At 46.2% G+C, this 16931-nt stretch carries 15 protein-coding genes; 10 read left to right on the forward strand and 5 right to left on the reverse strand.

Translation table 11 applies throughout. The annotated features are described in order from the left end of the window. The first annotated feature begins 7 nt into the window (after positions 1-7). The 3 genes from B5Z18_RS12075 to B5Z18_RS12085 all read left to right on the forward strand — a co-directional run bounded on the left by B5Z18_RS12075 (position 8) and on the right by B5Z18_RS12085 (position 1577). Entirely contained in the window at positions 8-460 is a 453-nt protein-coding gene (locus B5Z18_RS12075; protein WP_181784984.1) for a MarR family winged helix-turn-helix transcriptional regulator, read from the forward strand. A 64-nt stretch (positions 461-524) separates the two neighbouring features. Next, positions 525-959, forward strand: a complete 435-nt coding sequence (locus tag B5Z18_RS12080; protein WP_079469591.1) for a DoxX family protein — start codon at positions 525-527, stop codon at positions 957-959. A 30-nt stretch (positions 960-989) separates the two neighbouring features. Next, positions 990-1577, forward strand: a complete 588-nt coding sequence (locus tag B5Z18_RS12085; RefSeq protein WP_079469592.1) for a YceI family protein — start codon at positions 990-992, stop codon at positions 1575-1577. A gap of 76 nt (positions 1578-1653) precedes the next feature. On the opposite strand, the gene B5Z18_RS12090 is transcribed toward B5Z18_RS12085, so the two are convergent. The 4 genes from B5Z18_RS12090 to B5Z18_RS12100 all read right to left on the reverse strand — a co-directional run bounded on the left by B5Z18_RS12090 (position 1654) and on the right by B5Z18_RS12100 (position 4540). Next, complete coding sequence (locus tag B5Z18_RS12090) at positions 1654-2178, reverse strand: hypothetical protein (protein WP_079469593.1); 525 nt, start codon at positions 2176-2178, stop codon at positions 1654-1656. Continuing rightward, positions 2175-2462, reverse strand: coding sequence for a hypothetical protein (locus B5Z18_RS32280; protein ID WP_143313558.1), 288 nt, complete (start codon positions 2460-2462; stop codon positions 2175-2177). Before B5Z18_RS32280 ends, B5Z18_RS12090 begins: the two co-directional genes overlap by 4 nt. A 149-nt stretch (positions 2463-2611) precedes the next feature. Further along, positions 2612-3895, reverse strand: a complete 1284-nt coding sequence (locus tag B5Z18_RS12095; protein WP_079469594.1) for a DEAD/DEAH box helicase — start codon at positions 3893-3895, stop codon at positions 2612-2614. A gap of 120 nt (positions 3896-4015) precedes the next feature. Beyond that, a complete protein-coding gene (locus tag B5Z18_RS12100) occupies positions 4016-4540 on the reverse strand; it encodes a YceI family protein (RefSeq protein WP_079469595.1) in 525 nt (174 codons plus the stop codon). Positions 4541-4702: 162 nt separating this feature from the next. On the opposite strand from B5Z18_RS12100, the gene B5Z18_RS12105 reads away from it, so the two are divergent. Next, positions 4703-5458 carry a DUF4184 family protein gene (locus B5Z18_RS12105; RefSeq protein ID WP_079469596.1) on the forward strand — a complete coding sequence of 252 codons (756 nt, stop codon included), beginning with the start codon at positions 4703-4705 and terminating at the stop codon, positions 5456-5458. Here the strand turns inward: B5Z18_RS12105 and B5Z18_RS12110 are convergent. Further along, a complete protein-coding gene (locus tag B5Z18_RS12110) occupies positions 5434-6108 on the reverse strand; it encodes an SMI1/KNR4 family protein (RefSeq protein ID WP_143313559.1) in 675 nt (224 codons plus the stop codon). The genes B5Z18_RS12105 and B5Z18_RS12110 overlap by 25 nt on opposite strands. A gap of 36 nt (positions 6109-6144) precedes the next feature. Here B5Z18_RS12110 and B5Z18_RS12115 point away from each other — a divergent pair, with 36 nt between their 5' ends. The 6 genes from B5Z18_RS12115 to B5Z18_RS12140 all read left to right on the forward strand — a co-directional run bounded on the left by B5Z18_RS12115 (position 6145) and on the right by B5Z18_RS12140 (position 16908). Then, complete coding sequence (locus B5Z18_RS12115; RefSeq protein WP_079469598.1) at positions 6145-6675, forward strand: DUF1697 domain-containing protein; 531 nt, start codon at positions 6145-6147, stop codon at positions 6673-6675. Between the two features lie 74 nt (positions 6676-6749). Next, complete coding sequence (locus B5Z18_RS12120) at positions 6750-7223, forward strand: RNA polymerase sigma factor (protein ID WP_079469599.1); 474 nt, start codon at positions 6750-6752, stop codon at positions 7221-7223. Positions 7224-7227: 4 nt separating this feature from the next. Continuing rightward, positions 7228-7758 carry a hypothetical protein gene (locus B5Z18_RS12125; protein ID WP_079469600.1) on the forward strand — a complete coding sequence of 177 codons (531 nt, stop codon included), beginning with the start codon at positions 7228-7230 and terminating at the stop codon, positions 7756-7758. Positions 7759-7855: 97 nt separating this feature from the next. Next, the gene (locus B5Z18_RS12130) at positions 7856-11863 is read left to right on the forward strand and encodes a hybrid sensor histidine kinase/response regulator (RefSeq protein ID WP_235015912.1); all 4008 of its coding nucleotides are present in this window, start codon (positions 7856-7858) and stop codon (positions 11861-11863) included. Between the two features lie 233 nt (positions 11864-12096). Beyond that, positions 12097-15216 (forward strand): SusC/RagA family TonB-linked outer membrane protein, encoded by a 3120-nt coding sequence (locus tag B5Z18_RS12135; protein ID WP_079469602.1) that lies wholly within the window; start codon positions 12097-12099, stop codon positions 15214-15216. A gap of 18 nt (positions 15217-15234) precedes the next feature. After that, positions 15235-16908 carry a RagB/SusD family nutrient uptake outer membrane protein gene (locus B5Z18_RS12140; protein ID WP_079469603.1) on the forward strand — a complete coding sequence of 558 codons (1674 nt, stop codon included), beginning with the start codon at positions 15235-15237 and terminating at the stop codon, positions 16906-16908. The last annotated feature ends 23 nt before the right edge of the window (positions 16909-16931 follow it).

Below are 16931 nucleotides of genomic sequence, written 5' to 3' on the forward strand. Positions count from 1 at the left end.
TGTAATTATGAAACTGGAAGAGGAACTGAAGCAGACACGATTTAAGGACGAATACCAAAAAGCCATGCTGAATATCATATTTACCGGTAACTGGCTGGAGGTAGGGGCTTCTCATATGCTGAAGGAATATGATTTGTCCAGCCAGCAATTCAATGTATTACGGATACTTCGCGGAAGCAGGCCTAACCCGTTGAACCTGCTGGATATCCAGGAACGGATGATGGATAAGATGAGTAATGCCACGAGGCTGGTAGAGAAATTGCGCCAGAAGGGGTTACTAACCCGTCAGCAATGCGACAGCAACCGCCGGAAAGTGGAAATTGAGATCACTGATAAAGGACTGGCTTTATTAAAAGAGCTGGATCCTGTGATGGAAAAGAATCACCGGGAAGTAACAAAGAAACTGACCAAAGAGGAAGTGAATACCATCAACGAATTGCTGGATAAACTCCGTAGCTGATTTTTTTTGCCTTAACACTTGTATATACAATAAAAGTACAAACGCTAATAATAATTATACCTTTATGTTTAAACGATTGCTTCACACAGACGACAACCTTGCCTCCTTTATCATCCGTATTACCGTAGCATTAGTGATGTTACCACATGGCGCGCAGAAATTACTCGGCATGTTTGGTGGTTACGGATTCAAAGCCACCATGGGGTATTTTACCTCCCAGGGCACGCCTTCTATCCTTGCTTTCCTGGTAATATTCACCGAAAGTATCGGTTCATTGCTGATTCTTTTTGGATTTACCACCAGGATATGGGCGGCCATGCTGACCATCATCATGCTGGTAGCTGCGAATATTCACTCCCCTAACGGATTTTTCATGAACTGGGGCGGTACCCAGGCAGGTGAAGGCTTTGAGTATCATTTACTGGTAATTGGTATCAACATTGCACTGATCATCAAAGGCGCCGGACGCTGGTCCGTTGACCGTCAGCTTTCTAAATAATAATTAATCACATTCAATAAAAAAACAACCATGAAGAAAAGTTTCTTTTTCACCACCCTCCTGGTATTAGCCAGCATCGCCACTTTTGCGCAGGTAAAATGGAATGCAGATCCTGCACATACCAGCATTATCTTTGGCGTAAAGCACTTAGGATTGAGCTATGTACAAGGTCATTTTACCAAATTCAATGGCACCATTGAAACGGCCGACAGCACCAATTTCCAGAACGCGAAAGTAGATTTCACCGTAGATGCAACCAGCATTTCCACTGGTGTAGATCAGCGTGATGGCCACCTGAAAACAGATGACTTTTTTAACGTAGCAGAATATCCTTCCATTACCCTGAAAAGCGTTTCTTTAAAGAAAGTTGCAGGTGATAAATATGTATTGCTGGCAGATCTTACTATCCGCAATACTACAAAACGTGTAACCTTCGACGTTACTTACAATGGTGTAATTAAAGATCCGTGGGGTTTGAGAAGAGCAGGATTTACTGCTAAAACTACCATCAATCGTCTTGATTATGGTGTAAAGTATGCAGATAAATTACCTTCCGGTGTATGGGCAGTAGCACCTACTGTTGATATCACTGTAAACGTAGAAGCAGTAAAGCAATAGTTACAGATTTAGATAGTGTTTTTGAGTAGCGTTCCCGGTGTAAGCCGGGAACGTTTTTTATTGTTGGCAAGAATAATCAAATATGAACATCCAGCTTGTTCTGTACAAACTGTTTCTCTTTTTTCCGGATAGATTTATCGGTTTTAATAAAGTGTTCTTTCTTCTTCTCAACCAACCGGTACCAGTAATCGGCAGGAATGGCCCGGTTGGAGTGCAACTCCAATCTTACTGTTACATAATCAGGCGGATCACGTTTCAAATTGATTAACTGACTTAACAGCGTTTCATCAATACTGATTTCCTCCGCAAATACCTTCCGCTTCTTCTCCAACAGTCCAACATATTCGCCCAGAAAATATCCGAATGACAAATCAGGATTAAAAGTATTGCCAGTTATATAATCTTCGAGCTGAAACCGGAGGCTCAATAAGCCACTGACCAGTTTATCCTTATCTGTTGCAGCCAATCGCCGTTCCTTTCTGGCTTGTGCCAACTGCACTGCGGCTTCTTTTTTTTGCTTTTCAGAGAGCTTAACCGGGAAAACAAAAGAGGATGCCAGCTCACCCGGGGATTTCTCGTTTCTTGATTTCTTTTGGCTCATAAAGTATATTTTGCGACAATGTTATTTAATGCATCCAGATCAAGGTAAAGCTGCCAGCCTGCATCCAGCATGCCATATTTTTTCATATAATGCTTTTTCAATGCAGTTTTTGGGACCAGCGAAACACAAGCATAAGGTCCATACCTGGCGAGTGCTGTACGACCGGCAAAGGCTAACAACCCGCAATGGCAAAACCAATTTATAAACTTCACTGCTTTTAACCAGTTTCTTCCAATCAAATGAAAACCATTCACCCGATACCGTTTTAAAATCTTCTTTTTCAATTAATTGAATCAAAACATCTATAGATATCCCGGATGATTTTTCTATGATCTTCATCCTTGAAATTACAAAAAAGTTGGCAAAATATGCCAACTTTATGTACTAAAAAAAAGCTATTCCTGGAGGAATAGCTTTTTCTTTTATGATCGTCTTATTTCTTCTTCGCTTTTTTCTTCACATTCGCTGCCGCTCTCTTCTTCACTTTCTTCTGTACTTCTTCCATTTCCCTGTTATGTTCATCCAGCAGGAGTTGCCAGTTGTCGTTGGGAATATCTTCAGAGAAGCTGATGGTTTCGCGGTAATCATCTTTATTGATCTTCATTTCAGTGATTTCCTTACCGAGGAACTGCTGGATTTCTTCGAGGATCGGTTTTTCTTCCGTGCTGCAGAAGGAAACGGCCTGTCCTTTCTGCACACCGCGACCGGTACGCCCTACACGGTGTACGTAGTTTTCGGGAACATCGGGTAAGTCGTAGTTTACCACGTAATCAACGTTAGGGATATCGATACCGCGTGCGTTTACGTCTGTGGTAACGAGTACTTTGATATCGCCTTTTTTGAACTCTGCCATTACATCGAGCCGGTCGCCCTGCTCTTTGCCACCGTGCATAGTGAGGGATTTGATCCCGATACGGGCCATAGCGGCCATTACGCGTTCTGCACGTACTTTGGTACGTACAAATACGAGGATCTTGCTTTCCGGAAATTCCTTGATCAGTCTTTCCAGGAAGAAACGTTTATCATCCATTTCCACAAAGGCTACTGCGTGGCTTACATTTTTAGCAACAGGATCTTTGGGAGATATTTGTATGCGGATAGGGTTATTTACAACGGAATATGCCAGGTCCTTGATGTCTTTATTCAGCGTAGCTGAGAAAAACAGGGTCTGGTGTTCGCGGGGAATGTGTTTGATCACGTCGCGGATATCGCGTATAAAGCCCAGGTCCAGCATATGATCGGCCTCATCGAGTACCAGGGTTTGCACCTGGCTCAGGTCAATATGTCCCTGGTTAATCTGGTCGAACATCCGGCCTGGGGTGGCAATGAGTACATCTACGCCTTTTTCCAGTACTTTGATCTGGGGGGCCTGTTCTACTCCGCCTACGAGGGCCAGGATACTGAGTTCTGTATATTGAGCGATAGATTGAAAAACTTCTGCTATCTGGATGGCCAGTTCCCGGGTGGGCACCATTACCAGGCATTTCACTTCGTATTTATTTTTCCGGTAGCGGCGGTCCTGCTGTTGCAGGCGGTGCAGGATAGGGATGGCAAAAGCCGCTGTTTTACCGGTACCGGTTTGTGCAATCGCCATTACATCGTCCCCGTTGAGGATGGAGGGAATGGCCTTAAACTGTATATCTGTAGGCTTTTTAAAGCCCATTTCTTCTAAACTTTCCTTTATTTCTGAGGAGATATTATATTGTTCAAATTTCATGTGACATCATTGGAAAGCACAAAGATAGCCAATAGCTGCTAGCTTTCCTTTTTTAACAAAATGCCGTGGAGAAGAAAGGAAATCCCTTCTTCTCCACGGCATTATACTTTACGGGGAAAGCTATTCTTTCACCAGTTGTATTTCCATGTTGAGTTTTACTTCGTCGCTGAGCACAATTCCTCCGGCTTCGGTGGTGGCATTCCAGCGTAGGCCGTAGTCGGCCCTGTGCAGGCGGCCTTTGAGCGCAAAACCGGCTTTTGTCTGACCATACGGATCTACGGTTACGCCCGCATGTACCACATCCAGTTCAATAGGATGTGTTTCGCCTTTAATGGTCAGGTCGCCGAGCAATTTATATTTCTCGTCGTCGATTTTCTTCACTTTTTTAGAAACGAAGCTGATCTTGGGGTGATTGGATGCGTCAAAAAATTCGCCATTGCGCAGGTGTTCATCCCGTTGATGATTTTGTGTGTCAATACTATCTGCTGCCGCTTCAAAAGAGATAGTGGCGTCATGAAAATCGTCGCTTTCTGTTTGAATTTTCCCGGTAAACCGTGTAAAATATCCACTCACATTCGTAATCATGAGATGCTTAACTTTGAATCCTATTTCGCTGTGTGATTCATCAATTTTCCAGTTTGTCATAGCACATTGTTTTTTATGTTTTCAAAGACTCAATAAAAATAAGTGTAAATCACAGCAATGAGGTTGGACATTTTACCGGAAATGATGGACGATTATAACATTAACATTTCCTTACCAGATTTATTAAAATTCAATTAAATTTATTAGACAATTTTCCCGAAAATGCCATTTACGATATCACATGCAGCGATAGTTGTTCCCTTCATAAATACCTCCCGCAAATACCTGTCAGCAACCGGTTTAATCATCGGCAGTATGGTACCCGACTTCCTTTACTTCATTTTACTGAACCCATACTTCAGTGGCGGACATCAGTGGTGGGGAATTTTCGTATATGATATACCGTTAGCCCTGCTGCTCGCATATGTTTATCACCTCATCGTAAAACCGGTAGTGCTGCCATACCTGCCGGCATGGGCCAGCGACCGCCTCCATCTGTTCAGGCCGTTTAACTGGGATACTTATTTCCGCGAATATTACAGCGTGGTGATTTATTCCATCATACTGGGAGTACTCACACATTTCTTCCTCGATTCATTTACGCATGAAGCAGGCGGATTTGTGTCACGTATACACTTTTTACAAAAGGATGTTACCATATGGCGGCATCCTATGAAAATGTGGTACCTGATGCAATACCTCAGTTCTGTAGCGGGATTACTGTTGATGTTATATTTCTTCCTGAAACTGCCGCGGGTAAACAATCTTCCGAAAGTATCCCTGCAGCTGAAAGCGCGCTTCTGGATTACGGTTGCCGTAATCAGCGGGTTAGTGTTACTGGTAAATGAATACTTTCACCATATCAACTGTAAGGGCATGGATTACCTGGCCACCGCGCTGGGCGGCGTTTTCTACGGACTTTTATTTACCGTGGGATGGTATTGGTGGGTTACTTATTCATCACGGTCTATGCGGTAGCTCCATTCCATGCGGAGCGTATCCATGATAGCCTTATATTTCTCTTCCCGGCTGGTACCAATATAAATACCATTCACCTGGCCATTTTGCTCAGTGGTCAGCACAAGGATATCTTCATAATCGTTGGTAAAGAAACGCAGCAACTGGTTGGAAATACCGGTTTGTTCCTGCCAGTGCGTAGTAACAGCGGCGATACGTTCCGGCGTAAGGTCTTCCTCCAGATCAGTGAAGGCTGTATATGGGAGTCCGCCCAGCGCGCCGTTCCACCAGGCCATCGACAGTAAAAAGTGCTCGGTTGTATCGGCGTCTGTAAACCACTCCACCCGTGCGCTGTCGTATGTGCCATATACCGGCGGGTCCGGTAATGTGAGATCTGCTTTGGCAATGCCCCACAGTACCACGGCCTGGTTCTCTTCATAAAAAATCAGGTGATCATCTTCCGAAAAACCAATTTCTCCCAGGGAAGTTAAACGGTTAAAACTATCGTTCACCATTTTGTTTTTACCTATAGCAAGATAGTATTGGCGCAGGGCTGCCGGCAACTGAAGCTGTAAGCGGGCTTCCAGTGCGGTTATTTCTGCAGCTGTGTAACCGTGATTGGCATCTTCCGGTAAGTTGTATAATTTGTGGATGATTTGTAGATAGTGCATGATAAAACAAACATACAAAGTAAAGTTGAAAACCACATGACCAGATACGTTGCATTTTTAAGAGCGGTAAATGTTGGAAAACGAACCGTTAAAATGGAAGACCTGCGCCGGCAGCTGGATACGGCAGGCTTTAAAAATGTAACCACCTATATCCAGAGTGGCAATGTGATGTTTGAATCCGGCAGCAATAATGCCGCGGCGCTGTCTGCAAAAATAGAAAAGCTGTTGCTGGCTACTTATGGCTTTGAAGTGCCCACCATTATCCGATCGGTATCCGAACTGGAAAATGTAGTAAAACACACCCCGTTCCCCGGCGTGGTCCCGGATAAAACCACGCAGGTGTACATCACCTTCCTGTCTGGCGATGCCGGCGCACATGCCGCATCCGTAATCGCCTCGCTGCAATCAGCCGCAGAAACCCTGCATATGAAAGGCCGGGAAGTGTATACGCTGATCCATAAAAACCTGGAAGCAAAACCCCTCGATGTAATATCCCGGCTGGAAAAAAAGCTCGGACTGCCATGCACCACCCGCAACTGGGCTACGGTGAATAAGGTGATCTGGTAGCCGCATCCACATTTTTCCAGGTGAAAGTGTAAGTTTTTCCCACATACTGCAACTAACCCTGATAAATAAACTGCATGGACAAACCCGTATTTCTCGATACAATACAGCAGCACCAGGGCATCCTGCATAAGTTGTGCCGCCTGTACCGCGACAGCCGGGAAGACAGGGAAGACCTGTTCCAGGAGATGATCTATCAGCTTTGGAAATCCTTTCCTTCTTTTGAAGGCAACGCCCGCATCAGCACCTGGATTTACCGGGTGGCGCTTAATACCGCACTGGCCGATTTCCGCCGGAAGAAACCCGATATCACCTATACAGATAGCTTACCGGAACAGCCCGACAGCGCCAATGATGCAGCGTCCGCGCAACAGGAACAACTTTTTGCCGCGCTCAAACAACTGAGCGATGCAGAAAAAGCCATCATCGCATTATACCTGGGCGATATGAGCTACCAGGAAATTGCGGACATCATCGGGATTGATGAAAATTATGTGGGCGTAAAACTTAACAGGATTAAAAGTAAGATCAAAAATATTTTAAAATTATAAACACATGGATCCTTTAAAATCAGCATGGGACAATGCCCCCACCCCCAGCCGGAATATTTCCGCCATTATCGGCAAACATACTTCTCCCGTATTAAAAGATATCAGGAAACAGGTGATACTGGAAGCCATCGGGTACACTATTTTCCTGGTGGTATACTACGATTTTTTTGACGGCGATAAAAAACCTTTTTATCTGAACCTGCTGCTGGTGATTTCAGTATTATGTATGCTGGCCCAAAGCGTTACTGGTTATGTATTGGCCCGTCAACCGGCTGTGAAATATAACCTCCTGGAGAGCATGCGGAAAAAACTGCACAATATCAGAAAGTATGCAGTGATTTCCATCTTCACAAAAATCCTTGCCTTTGCAGGTATCTTTGCGTTCTTTCTGGTTACCATTCGCTGGACCCAACAAAAGTACCTGATATTGATTCCCCTCGTTATCATTATGGCTGTACAGGCGTATTTTCAGTGGAAAATATGGGCAGGAAGAATTTACCGGGTAAGGCAAACACTGGAAGAGTTAAACCAGTAAGAAGATTTGATGGTGGTAATCTCTGGCAGAAATAATAGCTTTATGGCTGTAAAATGAGCCTATGCACCGTGTGAGGAAAATTTTTTTTATTTTATTATTGTTAGGAATAATAACGGGAGATAGCTTCGCTATTAGCTATCCCATCAGATACCTGGGTATAGAGGACGGTCTTTCCAACAACGCCGTTACCAGCGTATACCAGGACCACAAAGGTTTTATGTGGTTTGGTACTTACGATGGACTGAACAGGTTTGACGGTTATAAATTCAGGATTTACCGGAATAAAATTAATGACAGCAGTTCCCTCGTAGATAATGGCGTATACACGCTGGCAGATGATATCCATCACCAGCTGTGGGTAGGCGGGCGCAGAGGCGTATGTGTATTCAACCCGGTGAGTGAAAAATTCACATTGCCCCGCTACCTCCCCTTTCGCAGCGGCACTTCCCGGATCATCAGCGAAAATACCCATACCATCAGATCAGACGAAGCCGGCAACATTTTAATCGGCACCGAAAAAAGCGGGCTGTTATTGTTTAACAGCCGGGAGTCTGCCGGTAAACAGATCCCTTTGGCAATAGATCGCGGCGATATTACCGATTACGAAGTAACCGCCATTGAATTCAGTGGTACCGCCGCCTGGGTATTTGTGCAACATGTAGGTTTATGCAAATATGATATTGCCAGGCAACAGTTAACTATGATCAACAGGGATATCACCAGGGGCAACACGCTGACGGTAGATCAGGCAGGCAACATCTGGCTGGGCACCGATGCAGGGGTATTCCGCTACGTTCCTTCCACCGGCAGGTATTCGGAAAATGTGCTGCCGGTAAACAGCAAGGTGGTGAATCTGTACATCGATAAAGACGGGATCATGTGGAGCGCCTCCGATGGTAACGGCATTTACCTGGTAAATACTTCCAACAGTACCGCCAAACCCTTTACCACCGCCGGTGAGCAACAACTGAGCAGCAATGCCGTGTACTCTATTTATGAAGACCGGCAAGGCCGCAAATGGATCGGCACCCTGCGCGGGGGCATCAACATCGTAGAACCCAAACGCAACCCGTTTGAATTAAATATGCCCAACAGGGACCCGGTGGCCCGCGTTGTGGACAATTTCATCTTTTCCTTTTGTGAAGACAACCACAAAAATATCTGGATAGGCACCGATGGCGGCGGCCTCAAATACTGGAACAGGGAAAGCAATACCTGGACCACCTATAAACATACCGGCAACAGCAAAACAGATATCAGCAGCAATTTTATTACCTCCATTATCCAGGATGTCCAACAGAACCTGTGGATTTCCACCTGGTTTGGCGGCATAAACAGGTATAACGCCGCCACCGGCGCCTTTGAACATTTTGTATGCTTTAACCCCTACACCCGCACCGCCGAAAATAATGTGTGGACCGTGTATGAGGACCGGCAGCAACAACTTTGGGCCAGCACCACCAACAATGGTACCCTGTACCGGTTTAACCGCCAGGAAAACCGTTTCGAGCTTTTCGACAGCAGCCTTGTAAACCTGCAATGCCTGGCCGAAGACCAGGATGGTCAGCTGTGGGGAGGGAACTATTCCACCCTTATCCGGATAGACCGTGACCGGAAACAGCACCGGCGTTTTAACATCGGTTATACCGTGCGCTCCATTCACCAGGATCAGAACGGGACGTTTTGGGTAGGCACCGACGGCGGCGGATTATTGAATTTTGACCGCAAAAATGGAAATTACACACGATTTACCACCTCGGAAGGACTTCCCAGCAACTCCATACTGCGGATGCTGGAAGACAAAACCGGCAACCTGTGGCTCAGTACTTTTAATGGGTTATCGAGGTTTGACCCAAAGAAAAAGAGCTTCCGTAACTTTTCTGCCTCCGATGGACTTCAGAGTAACCAGTTCAGTTTCAACGCCGCCCTGAAGCTACAGTCCGGCGAATTGCTGTTTGGCGGGATCAAAGGATTCAATATTTTTTACCCGGACAGTATCTATTCTCAAACCACCATCCCCCCGGTTTTATTAACCGCCGTTAAAATTAATAATACCTCTGTGACCGAACTGGATCAATATGTATCCAAACGGAGCCAGGAAGAGATCCGGGAAATCACTGTGCCTTACGACAAGGCCACCATTGCATTTGACTTTGTAGCACTGGAATATACCTTGCCGGATAAAATCAGTTATGCCTACCGTTTAAAGGGATGGGATAATAACTGGAACTATGTAGGGCAAACCAGAACGGCCAACTATACCCACCTGCAGGAAGGCAGCTATATTTTTGAAATTAAAGCCAGCAACGCCGACGGTGTATGGAGCAATGCCATACACACTATATCAGTGGTGGTATTACCGCCGTGGTACAGAACATGGTGGGCTTATCTCCTGTACATCAGCAGTATTATGGCCACTGTTTATGCGTACACCCGGTATAAGGCGCGGGAGGAACGATTGAAATATGAGATCAAGCTGGCGCACCTTGAAAATGAAAAAGAGAAAGAGTTAAATGAGAAGAAATTATCCTTCTTCACCAATATTTCCCATGAATTCCGGACACCGCTTACGCTGATCATTACCCCGCTGAAGGAGCTGCTGCAAAATAAGGAATACCCTGATCTGAGCGTAGTATACCGCAATGCCCGGCGCCTGCTTAGCCTGGTGGATCAACTCCTGCTGTTCCGCAAAGCCGACCGGGAGGGCGATCAGCTGAACCTGTCCAGGCTCGACATTGTGCACCTGTGTAAGGAAGTATACCAATGTTTTTCCCAGCAGGCCCGGATGAAACAGATCGACTACCGCTTTGAGTGCCGGGATACACAACTGGAGATATATGGCGACAGTGAGAAGCTGGAAATCGCTGTATTTAATCTTCTTTCCAATGCGTTTAAATTCACCCCCGAAAACGGCAGTATCATTTTTGAAGTAACCAGCGACGACGCAGATGTTACTATTATTATAAAAGATAGCGGCTGCGGCATTGAAGGCAGCGCCGGCAACCGGATCTTTGAAAAATTCCAGCGGGCGCAAGACCGGAAAGAGTCGCTGCAAACAGGCTTTGGTATTGGTCTTTACCTGGTAAAGCACTTCATCGACAGTCATCATGGCAGTATCACCTACCAGAGCGAGGTAAATAAAGGCACCGCTTTTCACATTACCCTGAAAAAAGGAAGCCGGCATTTTGCCGGGGTGCTGTTAAGGGAAGATGCCCCACAGAAATCTGCTTTCCTGGAAGAACTGACCACCGTTGCCACTTTGCCCCAACCGGAAGTCCGTGAAGCCGAAGGCACTACCACCACCATTACCGAAAAAAAATCGATCCTGCTGATCGATGATCATGATGAAATACGGCAATATCTCCGGCAGCTGTTCAAAGACAGGTTCATTGTATATGAGGCAGATAATGGCACCAGCGGGTTTGCTGCGGTACAGAAATTTATGCCCGACCTGGTGATCAGCGATATCCAGATGCAGGGTATGGACGGGGTGGAGCTATGCAGCAAAATCAAACAAACAGATACCGTGAGCCATATCCCGGTGATCCTGCTTACCGGGTCTTCCGCGGCGGATACGCGGCTCCGCGGCCTCGAAGGGGGCGCCGATGACTATATTACCAAGCCATTTGACAAGGACCTGCTGATGGCCAAAGTGAATAACATCATCAAGAACCGTAACCTGCTGCAGCAGTATTTCTTTGACCGTATCACCCTCAAAAACAGTAACATTAAAGTACCCGCCGAATACCAGGACTTCCTGAAGCGGTGTATAGAAATTATTGAAGACAACCTGGAAAACGAGGAGTTCTCCATTAAAAAGTTCACCCTCGAAATCGGGATGAGTCATTCCAGTTTGTATAAAAAGGTAAAATCCATTTCCGGTCAAACCATTAATTCCTTCATCCGGTCCATCCGTCTCCGGAAGGCGGCCGTTTTGCTGCTCAAGGAAAACTACACCATTACGCAGGCAGCCATGCAGGTGGGCATCGGCGATGTGAAATACTTCCGCGAACAGTTTGTAAAGCTGTTTGGAATGAACCCTTCCGATTATGTAAAGAAATACCGCCATTCATTTAACCGGGACTTCAATGTGACTGAAAACTAAGGGGTAAATTCCTGTATTTAGCCGTGGCTGGCACTTTAAGGATATCCGGGGCAAGCGCCCCGGTAGAAATACCCCTGTGATATTTTACGATTTTACCCCCTTTTTTAAATGATTTACCCCCTCTATGATGTCTGCCCGGCATAGTACATTGCGGGTATCATGAAAAGATGCGTGCATCTTCCGTGCAACCAAAATGAGTATTCCACTCTTCCAATTCATTAAATTATTGCGTTATGAAACAACTTCAATCCGGAACGGACCGTCAGTTTGTCCTATTACGGTGCCAACCTTTCCTTCAAATCATGCTGGTATTTACCTTATTACTGATGGGAATGAGCGTGCAGGCACAACAAACTCCCATTACGGGAAAAGTAACCGATGCCAGTGAACCTGTTCCTGGTGTTACGGTACGTGTAAAAAATAAAGCTACCGGTACCCTGACAGATGCAGAGGGTAAATTTTCGCTCAGCGCCGCGCCGGGCGATACCCTGATATTCAACCACATCGCCTATGAAGCGATGACGGTGCCTGTAAGGAACCTGTCTCCCTTAAAAATAGCGCTCACCTCACTGAGCAAAAGTGTAAATGAAGTGGTAGTAGTGGGATATGGCACTCAAAAGAAAGCTACGTTGACTGGTTCCATTTCCGTGGTAAAAGGGGCTGATATTGTGCAGAGCCCACAGCCAAACGTGTCCAATGCCCTCACCGGCCGCTTCTCCGGGATTATTGCCAACAACCGTTCCGGCGAGCCGGGATATGATGGCTCCCGCATCACCATCCGCGGACTGGCCACCACCGGCAATAACGATGTGTTGATGGTAATAGACGGCGTACCCGGACAAATAGGCGGTTTGGAACGACTGGACCCCAACGATATTGAAAGCATATCGATATTGAAAGACGCATCTGCAGCGGTTTATGGTAGCAGGGCGGCCAATGGCGTAATGCTGATCACCACCAAACGGGGTAAAACCGGCAAACCGGTGATCAATTACAGCTTTAACCAGGGATTTTCATCTCCCAGCCGGTTGCCTAAAATGGCCGATGCTGCCACCTATGCACAGATCAGGAATGAAATCCAGTATTATAATAACCCTGCAGGCGGTATGAACCAGTTTTATACCGACGAACAACTCCAGAAATTCCGTGACGGCTCCGACCCAGTGAATTATCCTAACACCGACTGGCAGAAAGCTACCCTGAAGAAAGTGGCTACCCAGAATCAGCATAGTCTTTCCGTAAATGGCGGTGGTGAAAATGTACGGTACTATGTTTCACTCGGCATGATTGGTCAGAATGGATTGTATAAAAACGGGGTGACCAAATACAACCAGTATAATTTCCGGTCCAATATTGATGCGGATGTTACCAAGAGATTAAAGGTAAGCCTGTATTTATCCGGCAGGGAGGAAGACCGCGTTTATCCTACCACCACTGCAGACAACATCTTCAGGGGTATTTACCGCGCTTACCCAACGGTACTGGACAGGTATCCGAACGGATTGCCTACCACCGGTATTGAAAACAATAACCCGGTGATGCAGGTAACGGATGCCGGCGGTACTGCCCGCAATCCTACACAGGTGTTTAATGGTATCCTGAAAGGATCTTATGCGATACCAGGCGTGGAAGGATTATCGCTGGACGGATATTTATCGGCCGATAAATCCTGGAGCTCCAATAAAAGCTTCAGCACTCCTTATAAAGTATATACCTATAACCAGGCTACCCAATCGTACGACAAAACAGTGGTAGGTGGTTCCAATGGACTGGCTTCGCTTACACAGCAGCAACGGAACATGACGCTGATCACTTCCAATATTAAACTGAACTTTGCCCGTCGTTTTGGCCAGCATAATGTAACGGCCCTTGTTGGTTATGAGCAAAGCAAAACCAGCCGGGATACACTGGGTGCGTCGCGCTTAAACTTCCCGACACCGCAAACGCCGGAGATGTCGCAGGGAGGATCCGCCGCCACCGACAAAAATAATTCCGGCACCAGTTACAGCTTCACCAGGAAAAGTTATTTCGGCAGAATTGCCTATGACTATATGGAAAAATACCTGCTGGAAGTACAGGCCCGTTATGATGGTTCCTCTATTTTCCCGAAAGGTGAGCAGTATGGCTTCTTCCCTTCCGTATCTGCCGGGTGGCGCGTTTCAAAAGAAGAGTGGTTTAAGAATGTAAGCTTTATCAACGATCTGAAACTGCGCGGTTCCTATGGTACACTGGGTAATGACAATGTAGGCTTATTCCAGTATTTCGATAACTATTCTTTCGTAAACCAGTACGTGATCGGCGGTCAGATCATCCCCGGTATTGATCTTACCAAACTGGGTAACCCTTATATTACCTGGGAGATTGCCCGGAAAATGGACCTGGGTTTCAATATGGCCTTCCTGCAACACTTTAACCTGGAATTTATTTATTTCCAGCAGAAACGTTCCAAGATCCTTACCCAGCGGAATGCTTCACTGCCACAATCTTCCGGTATTGTAAATCCATACGATCCTGCTACGCCGCTGGTACCAGCCGAAAATATCGGTAAGGTAAACAGTAATGGTATAGAGGCTACGCTGGGTTATGATAACACTACCAGTGGTGGCTTTCACTACAACATTTCCGGTAACATCACCTACGCCAAAAACGAGATTGTATTTATAGATGAAGCTCCCGGTACCTTGTCTTATCAACGCAAAACCGGCGGCCCGATGAATAATTACCTGTTGTATGATGTGATCGGCATTTTCCGGACAGCAGATGACCTGAATAAATTCACCCATCTGTCTGGTGCGCAACTGGGAGACCTGATCTACCGGGATGTTAACGGTGACGGAAAAATTAATGCAGACGACCAGGTGAGAACAAAGTATGGCAACATTCCTGAAATCACTTATGGTATTACACTTGGTGGCGACTATAAAGGATTTGATTTATCCCTGTTATTAACCGGCCAATCGCACGTAAGCCAATACGTGTTACCGGAATCCGGCACCATCGGTAACTATTACAGCAGCTGGGCCGATAATCGCTGGAGCCCAACCAATACCAGCGGTTCTTATCCGAGAGTAGACGAACGCGCTTCCGCTTCTGTGAATGGCGGCCGTTACCAAAATAATTTCTGGCTCAACAACGCGTCCTTCCTGCGGTTAAAAAATGTATCATTCGGTTACACCTTCAAATCGGATCTTTTGTCCCGCATAAACATCGGCAGTTTGAGAATATATGCCAACGCATTTAACCTTTTCACCATTACCAAAGTAAAAGACTATGATCCGGAAGGTAGCAGCGAAAGCGGACAGTTTTATCCACAACAACGGATCATCAATGTTGGTGCAAATGTTAGATTCTAAACCAGAAAAAAAACAGTCATGAAAACAACTCACTTTATATACACTTTAACTTTAGCTGCTGCGGGATTATTTTCCTCCTGCAAGCAGGACTATCTGAATATTACGCCTACCGATCGTATCCTGGGAGACGCCGTACTGGGTGACTCTTCCCTGTTTCAGAACTATGTGATTAACCGGTATCTGAGCATTAAATTACAGGATAAAGAAGGAGAAGGCACTAACCCTGGTTTTGGACGAGGCTTTGAATACGGTTTGTGGAGCTCCATCACCGACGAATCCATTTACAACAACGACGATAATACCTGGATCATTCAACAAGGACAAATTGCACCGGAAAATACCGGTATTGCAGGTACTATCTGGGGAAGAAGCTATCGCAGTATCCGGGAATGTAATTACGCACTGAATAACATCGACAGTGTGGAAATGAGCGCCGCGCTGCGTAAAAAGCTGACTGCCGAATTACGTTTTATCCGCGCGTTCCGGTATCATGACCTGATCCGCAACTATGGCGGTGTGGTGCTGATGGGTGATAAAGAGTACCAGCTCACCGACAATCTCACCGACCCGGCTTTATTTAAAAGAGCCACGCTGCAGGAATCTATGAATTATGCAGTGAATGAACTCACCGCCGCAGCGGCAGACCTGCCGGCTATCAACGATGCCAGCTGGCAATCCGGCAGGGCCACACAAGGCGCTGCACTGGCGCTGAAAGCACGCCTGTTATTATATGCCGCAAGTCCGCTGTATAACGTTGGCACCTGGCAGGCAGCCGCTACTGCAGCCAAAGCGGTGATGGACCTCTCGAGGTATACACTGGCAGCAAACTACAGCCAGTTATTTCTGAAAGCGGATAACAACGAAATCATTTTCGCGCGGCAATATGCCATAGGTGCACGCCACGTATGCCTGGAAATATCCAATGGCGCCAATGGCTACGGCGGATGGGCAGGCAATACACCACTGCAGAACATGGTAGACGCCTATGAAATGAAGAATGGTAAACTGATTACAGATCCAACTTCCGGCTATAATCCGCAAAATCCTTATGTGAACAGGGATGCCCGCTTCTACGCCACTATTCTTTATAACGGCGCACCATACAGGGGATCTACCATACAAACATTTTCTCCCGGTGGAAAAGATGGAAAGGATGGTCCTTCCAACTGGAACTCTACCAAAACAGGTTACTATCTCCGCAAATTTATGGACGACAATAACCCAATCGATAATCCCTGGGACGTAGCCGGATTACAGCCCTGGATCTATTTACGTTATGCGGAAATATTGCTGAACTACGCAGAAGCACAAAATGAAGCAGTAGGTCCTGATGCCAGTGTATACGCCGCCGTTAACCAGATCCGGCAGCGCGCCAGCGTGCAGCAACCGGCACTGGTACCCGGCCTGAGTAAAGACCAGATGCGGGACGCCATTCATCGTGAAAGACAAATAGAACTGGCGTTTGAGGAACATCGCTTCTATGATGTACGGCGCTGGAAAACGGCTATTGTAACAGACAATGTGCCAGCCTACGGTGTAGACGTTACCGTTAATAACAGCGGCGTATATACGTATACAAGAAAAGTAGCGCTTTCCGGCCGGTTGTTCGCTGAAAAAAATTACTGGCTGCCGATTCCGAGAACAGAAATACTGTCTTCCAACGGACAGTTGGAGCAGAACAAGGGCTATTAAACACTCATCCGCTTCACACAAAG

It is taken from the genome of Chitinophaga ginsengisegetis (assembly GCF_900168065.1).
Lineage (GTDB): Bacteria > Bacteroidota > Bacteroidia > Chitinophagales > Chitinophagaceae > Chitinophaga > Chitinophaga ginsengisegetis.

Coding starts and splice junctions, on each gene's coding strand:
- B5Z18_RS12075 (WP_181784984.1), top strand. CDS start 8: ATGAAACTGGAAGAGGAACTGAAGCAGACACGATTTAAGGACGAATAC.
- B5Z18_RS12080 (WP_079469591.1), top strand. CDS start 525: ATGTTTAAACGATTGCTTCACACAGACGACAACCTTGCCTCCTTTATC.
- B5Z18_RS12085 (WP_079469592.1), top strand. CDS start 990: ATGAAGAAAAGTTTCTTTTTCACCACCCTCCTGGTATTAGCCAGCATC.
- B5Z18_RS12090 (WP_079469593.1), bottom strand. CDS start 2,178: ATGAGCCAAAAGAAATCAAGAAACGAGAAATCCCCGGGTGAGCTGGCA.
- B5Z18_RS12095 (WP_079469594.1), bottom strand. CDS start 3,895: ATGAAATTTGAACAATATAATATCTCCTCAGAAATAAAGGAAAGTTTA.
- B5Z18_RS12100 (WP_079469595.1), bottom strand. CDS start 4,540: ATGACAAACTGGAAAATTGATGAATCACACAGCGAAATAGGATTCAAA.
- B5Z18_RS12105 (WP_079469596.1), top strand. CDS start 4,703: ATGCCATTTACGATATCACATGCAGCGATAGTTGTTCCCTTCATAAAT.
- B5Z18_RS12110 (WP_143313559.1), bottom strand. CDS start 6,108: ATGCACTATCTACAAATCATCCACAAATTATACAACTTACCGGAAGAT.
- B5Z18_RS12115 (WP_079469598.1), top strand. CDS start 6,145: ATGACCAGATACGTTGCATTTTTAAGAGCGGTAAATGTTGGAAAACGA.
- B5Z18_RS12120 (WP_079469599.1), top strand. CDS start 6,750: ATGGACAAACCCGTATTTCTCGATACAATACAGCAGCACCAGGGCATC.
- B5Z18_RS12125 (WP_079469600.1), top strand. CDS start 7,228: ATGGATCCTTTAAAATCAGCATGGGACAATGCCCCCACCCCCAGCCGG.
- B5Z18_RS12135 (WP_079469602.1), top strand. CDS start 12,097: ATGAAACAACTTCAATCCGGAACGGACCGTCAGTTTGTCCTATTACGG.
- B5Z18_RS12140 (WP_079469603.1), top strand. CDS start 15,235: ATGAAAACAACTCACTTTATATACACTTTAACTTTAGCTGCTGCGGGA.